Raw genomic sequence first — 13,000 nt, forward strand, 5'->3', positions numbered from 1 at the left:
GTGCGGCATAGCCTTCCCTCCTATTGGATTGTCGTATCCAGCTTTTACATTTCAGTTACACCGAGTTCCTCTCTTCCTTTCGAAGGCGGGGGTCCTTGAATTTGAAAACTTTATTCATCATATTAAAAATAGGTTTTGACTGCTTTGCCAGTAACGGAGCCATAATCGCTAATATAAGTACATAGATAGCTGCAAAGGGCTGAACAATATCCAGCAAACCGCCCTCTTTGCCCAAATTAGCCATAATGATCGAGAACTCACCGCGGGCCACAATCGTCAAACCGATATTTGCCGACGCCTTGGGTGACAGAGAGACAGTGCGTCCAGCCAGCATCCCGGCCCAAATGTTACCGATTAACGTAAGAATGACTGCTGCCAGCGCAAGCCAGATCGCGTTTCCGCCCAGAGACAGTGGATCAATAGATAGTCCGAAGCTGAAGAAGAACAAAGCGCCAAAGAAATCGCGGAAAGGAACAATTAAATGCTCAATCCGTTTGGCATGTTCTGTTTCGGCCAGCACGAGTCCGATTAGTAAGGCTCCGATGGCTTCCGCCACATGAATCGTTTCCGAAAAACCTGCCACAAGAAACAGGGAGCCAAAAATAACAAGTCCGAATACCTCATTGGAGCGAATACGAAGAATTCGATTTAACAGAGGGACGGCCTTCCGACCGATAATAATAACTGCGAGCATAAAGCCAAGCGCGATTAGCGCCGATAACAGCACACCCCCGAGCGAGGATGAATCGCTGAGAACCAATCCGGAGAGGATGGAAATGTAGACGGCGAGGAAAACGTCCTCAAACATAATAATGCCTAAAATCATTTCAGTTTCAGCATTGGCGGTTCGCTTCAGATCGACCAACACCTTGGCAGCAATGGCGCTGGAGGAAATCGTAGTGATCCCGGCAATGACCAGTGTCTCTGCAATGGGAAAACCAGTTAGAAAGCCGAGCGCCAGTCCTAATGTAAAATTAATGCCGATATATATGGTGCCGCCCACCGCGATGGAACGGCCTGATTTAATCAAACGGCCTACCGAGAACTCCAGTCCCAGGTAGAAGAGAAGAAATAGCACCCCGATTCTTCCCATAAAATCAATAAAAGGCGCGCTTTCGATAAATCGGAAATCAAAATGCCACAGCTCCATCGCATGCGGTCCGACGGCCATTCCAATCAGGATATAAAAAGGGATGACCGATAAGCGCAGTTTGGTGGAGATAAGTCCGGCTGCGGCGATCAGAGCAATAGCCAATCCAACCTCAAATACCAGATGATCCATCCAATCACCCGCTTCCGTTCATAAGAATTTGTTTAAAGCGTTTTTGCTGATCACGTTCCCCGACCACGACCACAGTAGCATCTTCCCTAATAATCACTTCCGGGCCGGGATTTACATACTTGTTCCCTTTTTTCTCAACAATGGCAATAACCGTAGCTCCTGAATTTTGGCGTACATCCAGCTCGCCGATGGACTTGCCAACACTAGCATAGTGAGGTTCCACTCTGTACCATTCAATAATAAAATCGTCGAACGTCATTTCTACGCTTTCAAGCTGCTTGGGCTTATACGTCATGCCACCGATAATGGAGGCCACCAATCGCGCTTCCTGATCACTTAGGGTCGTCATCGAAATACTTTGTTCCAAATCCTCATAATCAAAATGATACAACTCACGTCTGCCGTCATCATGAATAATAATGACAAGGCGATCGCCATTTTCCGCATCTATTCGATATTTAATCCCGATTCCTGGCAAAATAGATTCTCGAATATCCATTTGTAATGCCTCCTGTATTGTACATTTGTTTAAAATTGGTATGGGAAATAAATCACATACATTAGGTGTGACATGGAACTTTTTCTTCACATTATAAAATTACATTAATTGGCATAAAAACAGACAGAGAACAGACTTACTTATTAAACTATTGGGAAAAATTTACAAAAAGACATGCAAATATGATGTGCATGTAAAAGGGGTTAAGCCACATAACTGGAGGTGAATTTAATGGGGAACAAGTACAGTTGCTTTTTCAGCTTGTAGATGACAGGAATAAAAGGCAAGCGCAGTTTTGGAATACTCAATAGTAGCACCAACGCCACCAAAATGACAAAGGGAAGTGATTTGGCCGTAGCAATCACCAGATGAAGGACCGAAGAGGATTTGCGGATGGCTGGTTTGGAATGATGCTCCAGCCCATGGGAGTCCGTTTCCAACGAAGAAGCTTCAACAATCGGCATGAGAGAAGATCCCGCAGTAAACTGGAGGGATTGAGTAGTATCTTCCGCGTGAAACGTCACAGGAAGGGACAAAATCTGAACGAGGCTCAATATGACAATCATGAGTGTACGCAGCATGTTCAGCATCGTTGACATCTTATCCCCTCCCTCTTGTGAAAAATTCATATTACTATAACCTTAACATACCCAACCCTAAATATTCAAACGTATTGAGTTGTAGCCATTCTTTATAACACCAAAACCTTCTCTTTGAAACCTGATTTTTCTCATTTTACGCTGTATCCTGTTTCCAGTCGTTCACTTCGTATAACCCTTTGGAGCCCGCCATATACTGTAATCAGTGATCGAAAGGAGTGAGCCAATGGAACTGTTTACAGTGTGGACCCATACAGACGGAAATCAGGAAAGCGACCGTTTTTATCAGGTGGTCAAGAGTAGAAACAAAGGACTACATATGTCACGGCGCGGATTTCGATTCACTTTCAGACAATTGGAAAACAAAGTGGCATGGACCTGCAAGGGTACAGAGAGCAATCCGGCGTTTGAAAGCTTTCTCCCCTGTGTATACAGCATCATGGCTTCCGCAATAGCGGATTATATTATTGAAGTGAAGGAATGGGGGATGCTCAATCTGATCCTCGCTAAAGCCTGTTCGCTACTGGAGGAAGAGGATACGGAGCAGATTCGCAGCATGGTGCGTTCTTTGTTAAAGGATGATGGCTCAAGAGGGCGTATGAAGCGTCACGGCAAACTGGCGGCCTTACTGGAAAAGGATTTTATGGAGCTGCGCGTGATTAATCTGGAAGGGCTTATTCAATTCAGGTTGAACACATACAAAAAAGAGCTTGAGGAAATCGTCGACTATGCCATGGAAGAGTTTTGGGCGGATCGGCAGTATGAAGAATTTATGGGATTGCTCAAATATTTTGTGTTTTTCCAGGAAAGTAAAGTTCCACTAGTGCATGTGCTTCATCAGGGTGGGCATGATTTTACCATCCTCGATAGCTCCATGGTGCCGATACCGACACCTGAAGGAGATGACATTATTGTGGAAATGCCAGGGGTTGAACTGGAAATGGAAGTCGAGGACAGAATCGTCAGTACACTCATTTCGATTTCGCCTGCTTCCATTATATTACACACAGACGATGAGCACACCCCTATTGTGAGGACGCTCCTGCATATTTTTGAAGATAAAATGAAGCTCAGCAGGCTCTATCCCGGGCAGGATGTTCAAAAATAATCAAGTGCTCGTATAAACCAACGGATTTCTGGAAAGCCTTTGCCTCAAGGGGAGGTTTTTTATGAGATCCATGTTGGTATGGAAACGGATTTTGGGAACTGTGTTAACCACCACTTGTCTGGTATTGCCCGGCAATGAGGTTTACGGTCACAAAGAGCCGGTCCAGCATAAAAAAGGGCAGTCAACGCCTGTTTTGGCTCCGCGGGAGGAGCAGGTGATTACGACCATGACGGTCACGGCAACAGGATATACAGCAGGCTATGAATCCACTGGCAAGCGGCCCAGTCATCCGGGTTACGGTATTACGTATTCCGGTGTTAAAGTGCGTCGTGACAAAAACACACTGTCCACGATTGCGGCCGATCCCAAAACATTTCCTTTGGGCAGCATTTTGTACATTCCAGGTTACGGCTACGGCATTGTAGCAGATACGGGATCAGCGATCAAAGGCAATAAAATCGACCTGTATTTCAAAACTACCCGGCAGGTGTATTCCGAGTGGGGCAAGAAAGAAGTGGATGTGCAAATTATTAGAAAAGGAAGCGGAAAATGTACGGAGAAGATGCTGAATTCGCTCCAAAAGGTGATCGAGACGCACAAATCCATTCCGGCCGCTACGCTGGATGATTCCATATAATTCGTGTATATTGTCCTTCCTGACTTCACATACTATGTTGCGGGATAAGCTTATCCCGAAAACATACTGGGAGGTTGAGAATTATGGCAAATCAAGGCGGAAATTCTTACATGAATCAAGGCAACAAGGCAAACGCAGGAAGTCAGTATAAAGCGGAATTTGCCCAAGACAACTCGGTAGGTGTCGTTTCTCAAAAGGTGAAGAAGTCCGAGCAAAATAAAATTCAGGACAACTACCAGACACCAAATGAGAAATATAGCGAAGAATTCGCAGCAGATCAAGGCGGCACAAGCTCTGTTGCACAAAAGGTACAAAACTCCAGTCGCAGCAAAGTTCAAAACAATGCTCAAACACCGAACGAAAAATTCGACGAAAACTTTAACACGAAATAAAAAGCATATTCGATTGACAATGCTCCGGATTCATATCCGGGGCATTTTGTGTTTGAACAAGGCGTAAGCGATCATGGACTAAAAGGTTTTATCTCCTTTTTAATTGTTTTTAAGGTGGAATTAAGGTTTAAAGTGCAAAATAAAGTCAGCTAAACAACACCACCTTGAAGCATAGGGTTTGGGAGGAGATATACAATGGACGAATTTAAAAATAATAATTCCGGACGCCGGGATGACAATGATCAGGTTGAATCCGATAAAACAACCCGGCAAAATGATTCAAACGGTTCCTCATATTACTATTCGTACGGTCCCTTTTCTTCGGTTCAATCAGATGGACAACGCAAGGATGGGAAGCTTGTAGAGAAGGACGTTGAGATTACGCCACCGCAGGCGGTAAGGCCTCTTCCTTCCTCTTACCATCGTGCCGGGGCTGAGCAACAACAAGACGGCTCGGGCCGGAACGGTGGTAACTGGCAATTTAAACAAAATAAACCCAAGTCCCAGGTAAAGACGATTTTCTTATCCTTTTTGGCCGGGATGCTGGTTATTACGGTTCTGATGTACACCGCCGACCGCACGAATATGTTCACTCCTGAGACGGCGTTGACTTCGGCGGTAGCTGAAAGCGGAGAAACGACTAATTCGGGAACGACGAGTCAGTCACCTAACGCAGTTCCGGCTGTGATGCCTTCCGGCACTGCAGACGTTCAATCCGTTGTGGCCAAAGCGGGTCCGGCAGTCGTAAAAATTGAAACACTGGCTAAGCAATCTAGTAGCAGTGGCAGACAAAGCAGTCCTTATTATAATGACCCGCTATATCAATATTTTTTCGGTAATCAGTATGGAGACAGTGGTAATAGCGGAAACAACGGCAGCAGCAATGAAAATGAAGGCAGCAACAGCGGACAACTGACTCCGCTTGGTATTGGTTCCGGCTTTATTTTCGATAAAACGGGCTACATCCTGACGAACAATCACGTTGTTGAAGGCGCGAATGTGGTCCAGGTCACGGTAGAGGGAACCAATAAGCCATATGAAGCCAAAGTGCTGGGCAAAAATGCAGACCTGGATTTGGCTGTGCTGAAAATTGAAGGCAAGGATAACTTCCCGACGGTAACGTTAGGCAACTCCGAAAATGCTAAAGTCGGTGAGTGGATGGTAGCCATCGGTAATCCTGAAGGCTTTGAGCATTCGGTAACAGCCGGGGTGCTGAGTGCGAAGGAACGTACGATTACCATTAACAGTGAGTCTACGGGAAAACCTACTCAATATAAACATTTAATTCAGACCGATGCGTCCATTAACCCGGGGAACTCTGGTGGCCCTCTGTTGAACCTGCAAGGACAGGTTATCGGCATGAACGTAGCTGTCAGTGCTGACGCACAGGGAATCGGGTTTGCGATTCCGTCCAATACGATTTTGGAAGTCGTCGACAAGCTGAAAAATAATCAGCCTATTCCGAAAGAACCCGTTCCTTTCATTGGCGCAAGTCTGTTGAATCTGAGTCCCGAAGTAGCCAAGGAATTGGGGACAACCCTAACTGAAGGCTCGGTGGTGCGGGATATTATCTACAAATCACCAGCTTATCAGGCGGATCTGCGTCCTTATGATGTGATTATCGGAGCTAATGGTACTCCTTACAGCACATCACAGGAGCTGATCGATTTCATTCAAAAGCAAAAAGTGGGTACAGCACTGACGCTTAACATTGAACGGGCAGGACAGAAAAAGGATGTTCAGTTAAAAGTGGGTAACAAGAACGACTTTAGCTCGACTCTTCAACAGTAATCCAATCATTCTTTAAAAGTGAAAAATGTGAAAAGAAGCGGAAGGAAGTTACCTTCCGTTTCTTGCTGTATGCGGCGGCAAGATGCTACACGCGTCTACTCCTGCTACAATAGAGTGAAAAGAAGATAATAAAGGAGCTCGATGGTGTATGCGTTCTACCATTCTGATTATTGATGACGATGAAAAAATTGTGTCCATGCTGCGCAGAGGGCTGGCCTTCGAGGGCTATGAAGTGATGACGGCTGCCAACGGCGCAGAGGGATTGAATAAAATGCTTACAGCTGAGCCTGATGTTGTCGTGCTGGATGTGATGATGCCGCAACTGGATGGTTTCGAGGTATGCCGTCGCATGCGGGAGGGAGGAAGTACGGTGCCCGTTCTGATGCTTACAGCCAAGGACGAGGTGGAGAACCGAGTCAAGGGATTGGATCTGGGTGCAGACGACTATCTCGTCAAGCCGTTTGCTCTGGAGGAGCTACTGGCTCGTGTGCGGGCGCTTCTGCGTCGTAAAACCGAGCAGCAGGATCATAACGGACATCGACTGACCTTCGAAGATTTACAGCTGGATAACGAATCTCGTGAAGTGGTTCGCGGCGGCAAGCGGCTGGAGCTGACGGCAAAGGAATTTGAACTGCTCCACCTGTTTATGCAAAACCCGAAGCGCGTTCTGTCTCGTGATCTGATTATGGACAAAATTTGGGGCTATGACTACAGCGGAGAGTCGAACGTACTGGAAGTGTATATTGCCATGCTCCGACAAAAAACGGAGCAGGATGGCGGCAAACGGCTCATTCGTACGATTCGGGGAGCGGGTTATATTTTAAGAGGTGATGTGTAAATATGTCTATTCGTTGGCGACTGACAGCTTGGTATTCCAGCATCTTGGCTATAGTACTTGTTATGTTTGGACTGGCTATTTACGGACTGGTATATTATTACACATATAATGAAGTGAAAAGTCAGCTTATGAACCAGACGCCACGTATTAACAAGCAGTTACTGCTTACCGTCAAAGGAGGACTGTTTGAGGTCCCCAATCTGGATTTGGGCTTGGTGCAGGGGCGTGGAATTGATGAATCACAGCTATATGTACAAATTTATAATTATACATCCGGTGTCACCAAGACGACGCAAAATATGAAAAATCTCGATATTACCTTTCCGGTTCCATCCACAGCGGCAGGAGCGGTTCAAAATGAGGGAATTCGACGTGTAAGTGTGGATGGGGATTCCTTTATGATTTATCAGCAACCGATCAAATCTGAGGAACTGGGATTAGTGGTTGGACTGTTACAGGTGGGGCAATTTACAGGCTCTCAGGATCGGCTTATGAACAGGCTGCAAAGTGTGCTTGTATACGGTTCGTTATTTGCATTGCTCGCCGCTGCGACCTCAGGCCTCTTTTTAGCCCGCAAGTCCATGAAGCCGCTGGTCAAGGTGATCGAAGGGGCTAATCAGATTCAGTCCAGTAATGATTTGAGTGTCCGCATTGAATATGATGGACCGCCAGATGAAATTGGGCAACTGATCGCGACGGTTAACAAGATGCTGGGGCGTACGGAGGTTTTTTATAAGGAGCTGGAGGATGCTTATGGAGCCCAGCGCCGCTTTGTAGCCGATGCTTCCCATGAACTGCGTACGCCGCTTACGACAATCCGAGGCAACGTTGATTTTCTGCTCAAAATGTGGACTACTGAGCCGGGAGACCGTCCCAATATGGATGAAGCGATGATTCGTGAACTCTCTATGGAGGCCCTGAGTGATATGGCGGATGAAGGAAAACGGATGAGCCGTCTGGTTGGCGATATGCTATCGCTCGCCAGAGCAGATACAGGGAAAACATTCGAGAAGGTCCCGGTGGCGCTGGAGCCACTCGTAAGTGAGGTTGCTCGGCGTGCTCAATTTTTGGAGCGGACGTCCGAATGGAATGTGGGTGACTTTTCGATACTGAATGGCGTTTATATGGATGGCAGTAAGGATTATTTGCAACAAATGCTGTTCATTTTCATAGATAATGCGTTCAAATATACACCTGAAGGTACGGTCCGGTTTGATGCTATCGTCTATCAGGGACAGGTAGGTCTGCGGATTAGTGATACAGGCATCGGGATGGACAAGAGTGAGGTACCCTTTATTTTTGACCGCTTTTATCGGGCGGATGAGTCGCGCGGGGTGACGGAGGGAATTGGCTTGGGTTTGTCCATTGCCAAGTGGATTATAGATGAGCATCAAGGGTCCGTGGAAGTGGTTACACGCCAAGGGGAAGGGACGACATTTATCATCTGGCTTCCGGTCAGCTTTTCCGCGCCTTTGGAATAGGCTATAATAGGAAGGCAACTACATCATAGAATTGGCCAGTAAAGGCTTGGATGCCGCAGCTACCCAGTTTTTGGAGCTGTCTACTGTGTCGAAGAAAGCGGGTGCTATTTTTGGAAGTGCTCAGAATTTCGCCCCGGGGTTACTGCTACGGCGTAGTCGATGCCATGGTATTGGCTCGTCAGGCGGCCAGAAACTTGGACTTACCTCGGCCTATTTATATACTAGGCATGATTGTGCATAACAGTCATGTCACAAATTCCTTCGAGGATGAGGGAATTATTACACTGGACGGCCCTAACCGCATGGAGATTTTAAGCCAGGTGGAGAGTGGTACCGTTATTTTCACTGCCCATGGTGTATCCCCTGAGGTTCGCAAGCTGGCTCGCGATAAGGGGCTGACTACGGTTGATGCAACTTGCCCGGACGTCACGAAGACCCATGATCTGATTCGGGAGAAGTCTGCCGAGGGATATCAGATTATTTATATCGGCAAAAAGAATCATCCCGAGCCGGAGGGAGCTATCGGCATTGCTCCCGACCATGTTCATCTGATCGAGAAGGAAGAGGAGATCGACAGCCTTACATTGTCTGCGGGCAAAATCCTGATCACGAATCAGACGACTATGAGTCAGTGGGACATCAAGCACATTATGAAAAAGCTGCTGGAGAAGTTCCCGGGTGCCGAAATACACAATGAAATCTGTCTGGCCACTCAAGTGCGTCAGGAAGCGGTAGCGGAGCAGGCCGGACAGGCGGATCTGGTGATTGTCGTTGGCGATCCGCGCAGCAACAATTCAAACCGATTGGCTCAGGTGTCTGAGGAAATTGCGGGTACAACAGCTTACCGTATTTCCGATGTAACAGAGCTGAAGCGGGAATGGCTGGAGGGCGTTCACAAGGTAGCAGTGACCTCTGGAGCTTCTACGCCTACGTTGATTACGAAAGAGGTTATTTTGTACCTGGAGCAATATGATCCGGCTAACCCGGATACATGGGAGATTCAGCGGACGATTGATATGAAGAAGCTGCTGCCCCCTGTGCGTGAAAAGTCAAAAACGACTAAATAATTTATAACAGATCATGGCTGCTATTCGGGAAGGGACTTCCGGATAGCAGTTTTTTTTGAATTGGACGATAGACCCACCCGGACTAAATCGGCATCACGAGGATCGAAATTGCAGGCCAGTATTTAGGATAATTAAGTCTTGACGAGTACAGGCAAAACAGGTATATTTACTTTAACGAATAAAAGCTTAAAAGCGAACAAGCGTTTAAGTGATATAATATCATCTGTAAATGGTCCATTAAATATGTTTAATAGAGAGGAAGAAAAATATGATCGTTATCGCTGGTGTCCAAACACCTGAAGAACATATCCAGGCTATTGTTGCAGTTATTGAAAAAGAAGGTTTGCAGGCTCACGTTTCCCATGGATCGGATCGTACGATTATCGGGCTGATCGGAAGTGTAGAGCCCAAGTTGGCTGAACACCTGCGCCAAATGAAGGGCGTAGAGAATGTAGTCAAAATATCGAAGTCTTACAAATTGGCGAGCCGTGATTTTCATCCCGAAAATACCGTCATCTCTATCAAAGGTGTGAATATCGGCGGAGGCGAGCTTGTTATTATGGGTGGACCATGTGCCGTTGAGTCTGCTGCGCAGATTGACGAAATTGCTGCATTGGTTAAAGCTGCGGGCGCACAAGTTCTCCGTGGAGGTGCTTTTAAGCCGCGTACGGGTCCTTACAGCTTCCAAGGAACGGGTGTAGAAGGTTTGATCATGATGGCCGAGGCGGGCAAGAAGCATGACCTGCTGACCATCACAGAGGTTATGACACCCGAATACGTGGATATCTGTGCGGAATATGCGGATATTTTGCAAGTAGGTACACGTAACATGCAAAATTTTGATCTGTTGCGCAAGCTGGGAACCTGCGGCAAACCAGTGCTGCTCAAACGTGGTTTCAGTTCGACTTACGATGAGTTCCTGAATGCTGCCGAGTATATTTTGGCGGGCGGTAACCCGAATGTTATGCTGTGTGAACGCGGAATCCGTACATTTGAAACTTACACCAGAAATACGCTCGACTTGTCAGCTATTCCTGTTCTGCAACAACTGAGCCATTTGCCGGTTATTTCGGACCCGAGCCATGGCACAGGGCGTCGTGAGCTGGTTGTTCCTATGACGAAGGCTTCGGTAGCTGCCGGAGCAGATGGACTGATTATTGAAATGCACACAGATCCCGACAATTCGATGACGGGCGATGGTGTACAATCCCTGTTCCCAGATCAATTTTCAGATTTGCTGAAAGATTTGGAATTACTGGCTCCAGCTGTAGGAAAAACATTTCATACGCCCAGTACCATTTCTTAAAACCAATACTTAACATTAATGCATAAAAGTTTTGCCGCAACGCAGTAATTTGATTAAAATCGCCCCAAAAGCCCGGTGTTTCGGGCTTTTTGTGCTATTCAAATGTTATCAAGAGCGTAAGCATAGCTAACATTAGTTTAAAAAATACCTTACATAGCTATTGACCCGTGTCATGTTTGAGATTTATAATGACGACAGAAAAAAACATTCGATCATGAACATTTCAGGGTTGTATAAGACTTAATGTTCGGAAAATTGGGAGGAAGAAGACATGTCCGTTGAAAATGTATTAAAAACAATTCAGGAAAATAATATTGAGTGGGTAGATTTTCGCTTTGTAGATTTGTCCGGCCGTGCTCACCATATTTCGTTGCCAGCTTCCGAAGTAGATGAAGAAACATTTGTTAACGGTGTTGCTTTCGACGGTTCTTCCATTCCCGGCTATCGTGGCATCGAGGAATCCGACATGGTTATGCTGCCCGATGCGGAAGCGGTTTTTATCGACCCTTTCACTCAGCATCCTACACTGAATATTCTGTGTGACATTGCTACGCCAGACGGCGAAAAATACGACCGCGATCCTCGCGGCATTGCAAGAAAAGCAGAAGAATTCCTGAAAACTGCTGGTGTAGGTACGAAAGTTAACTTTGCACCTGAATCCGAATTTTTCATTTTTGACGAAGTGCGCTATGGAAGCAGTATGAACAGCTCCTCCTTCTTCGTAGATTCCGAAGAAGCAGCTTGGAATACGAATCGCAAGGAAGAGGGCGGCAATCTGGGCTTTAAAGTGGGAGTGAAGGGCGGATATGTGCCTGTAGCGCCAGTAGACACCCAACAAGACATCCGTAGTGAAATGTGCCGTTTGCTTGAAGAAGCAGGTCTGAGAATTGAGCGCCATCACCATGAGGTTGCTACGGCAGGCCAGGCGGAAATTAACTTCCGTTTTGATACACTCAAGAAAACAGCTGATAATCTGCTTGTTTATAAATACATTGTACACAACACAGCTCGTCAATACGGTAAAGTGGCAACATTTATGCCAAAACCACTCTTTGGAGACAACGGAAGCGGTATGCACGTTCACCAATCCATTTTCGATGGAGACACTCCTTTGTTCTACGAAAAAGGTGCTTACGCTAACCTGAGCGAACTGGCCCTTCATTACATCGGCGGTATCCTGTACCATGCACCAGCGCTGATCGCTTTGACGAACCCAAGTACGAACTCGTTCAAGCGTCTCGTTCCAGGCTATGAAGCTCCAGTTAACCTGGTATTCTCCAAAGGTAACCGTTCTGCGGCTGTCCGTATTCCAGTAGCGGCTGTTACGCCTAAAGGCTGTCGGATCGAGTTCCGTACGCCAGACTCCACAGCTAACCCTTACCTGGCCTTCTCTGCAATGCTGATGGCGGGTCTGGATGGCATCAAGCGCAAACTGAACCCGATCGAATTGGGATATGGTCCACTTGATACGAACATCTATGAGCTGTCTGACGCTGAAATTGGTAAAATCCGCAGTGTTCCTGCTTCGTTGGATGAGGCTTTGGACGCTCTGGAAGCTGACTACGAGTTCTTGACAGAAGGCGACGTATTTACGAAGGACTTTATTGATAACTATGTAGAGCTCAAACGTTCTGAAGCTAAATCGGTTAACATCCGTGTTCATCCGCACGAATACAGCCTGTATTTCGACTGCTAATATCAGTTAATAAATGAGCTGCATGGTTGCTCTTGAACAACAATCATTAGCTAATAAAACAAGCAGCATAGCTGCCTTGAATACTAACCATTTGCCTATGGGTAACGGTTAGTATTCAAGATAGGTCTCCGGTTTTTAAGCCGGGGACCTTTTAATATTAAATTAAATACCACTAAGTTAAGATGTTAAATATACTTACATTCACATCTTTGTCACATCGTAAATGAAATCGGTAACTTTTTTTAACAAGTCTTGAACGCTCTTATGATTACTGCTATCATAGCGATAATATCCGCACCAGAGT

Annotated in this window: 12 protein-coding genes; 9 read left to right on the forward strand and 3 right to left on the reverse strand. The window is 46.3% G+C overall.

Features of this window, described 5'->3' with window-relative positions; translation table 11 throughout:
* Positions 1–55 precede the first annotated feature (55 nt).
* The 3 genes from QD47_RS18010 to QD47_RS18020 form a co-directional block, all read right to left on the reverse strand.
* Positions 56–1,282, reverse strand: coding sequence for a cation:proton antiporter (locus QD47_RS18010; RefSeq protein WP_044647429.1), 1,227 nt, complete (start codon positions 1,280–1,282; stop codon positions 56–58).
* A gap of 4 nt (positions 1,283–1,286) precedes the next feature.
* Positions 1,287–1,781 (reverse strand): cation:proton antiporter regulatory subunit, encoded by a 495-nt coding sequence (locus tag QD47_RS18015; RefSeq protein WP_044647430.1) that lies wholly within the window; start codon positions 1,779–1,781, stop codon positions 1,287–1,289.
* A 203-nt stretch (positions 1,782–1,984) separates the two neighbouring features.
* Positions 1,985–2,380, reverse strand: coding sequence for a hypothetical protein (locus QD47_RS18020; protein WP_044647431.1), 396 nt, complete (start codon positions 2,378–2,380; stop codon positions 1,985–1,987).
* A gap of 226 nt (positions 2,381–2,606) precedes the next feature.
* Here QD47_RS18020 and QD47_RS18025 point away from each other — a divergent pair, with 226 nt between their 5' ends.
* The 9 genes from QD47_RS18025 to glnA all read left to right on the forward strand — a co-directional run bounded on the left by QD47_RS18025 (position 2,607) and on the right by glnA (position 12,696).
* A complete protein-coding gene (locus tag QD47_RS18025) occupies positions 2,607–3,488 on the forward strand; it encodes a putative sporulation protein YtxC (protein WP_044647432.1) in 882 nt (293 codons plus the stop codon).
* 61 nt (positions 3,489–3,549) lie between these two features.
* Complete coding sequence (locus QD47_RS18030; protein WP_044647433.1) at positions 3,550–4,125, forward strand: 3D domain-containing protein; 576 nt, start codon at positions 3,550–3,552, stop codon at positions 4,123–4,125.
* Between the two features lie 83 nt (positions 4,126–4,208).
* The gene (locus tag QD47_RS18035) at positions 4,209–4,517 is read left to right on the forward strand and encodes a hypothetical protein (RefSeq protein WP_044647434.1); all 309 of its coding nucleotides are present in this window, start codon (positions 4,209–4,211) and stop codon (positions 4,515–4,517) included.
* Between the two features lie 195 nt (positions 4,518–4,712).
* Positions 4,713–6,308: a S1C family serine protease gene (locus QD47_RS18040; protein WP_044647435.1), complete on the forward strand. Its 1,596-nt coding sequence runs from the start codon at positions 4,713–4,715 to the stop codon at positions 6,306–6,308.
* A gap of 148 nt (positions 6,309–6,456) precedes the next feature.
* Entirely contained in the window at positions 6,457–7,146 is a 690-nt protein-coding gene (locus QD47_RS18045) for a response regulator transcription factor (RefSeq protein ID WP_044647436.1), read from the forward strand.
* A gap of 2 nt (positions 7,147–7,148) precedes the next feature.
* Positions 7,149–8,627 carry a sensor histidine kinase gene (locus QD47_RS18050; RefSeq protein ID WP_044647437.1) on the forward strand — a complete coding sequence of 493 codons (1,479 nt, stop codon included), beginning with the start codon at positions 7,149–7,151 and terminating at the stop codon, positions 8,625–8,627.
* A 110-nt stretch (positions 8,628–8,737) separates the two neighbouring features.
* Positions 8,738–9,694, forward strand: coding sequence for a 4-hydroxy-3-methylbut-2-enyl diphosphate reductase (locus QD47_RS18055; RefSeq protein WP_044647438.1), 957 nt, complete (start codon positions 8,738–8,740; stop codon positions 9,692–9,694).
* A 268-nt stretch (positions 9,695–9,962) separates the two neighbouring features.
* A complete protein-coding gene (aroF, locus tag QD47_RS18060) occupies positions 9,963–11,000 on the forward strand; it encodes a 3-deoxy-7-phosphoheptulonate synthase (RefSeq protein ID WP_025682268.1) in 1,038 nt (345 codons plus the stop codon).
* A 271-nt stretch (positions 11,001–11,271) separates the two neighbouring features.
* Entirely contained in the window at positions 11,272–12,696 is a 1,425-nt protein-coding gene (gene glnA / locus QD47_RS18065; RefSeq protein WP_044647439.1) for a type I glutamate--ammonia ligase, read from the forward strand.
* The last annotated feature ends 304 nt before the right edge of the window (positions 12,697–13,000 follow it).

This window comes from Paenibacillus terrae (assembly GCF_000943545.1).
GTDB lineage: Bacteria > Bacillota > Bacilli > Paenibacillales > Paenibacillaceae > Paenibacillus > Paenibacillus terrae_A.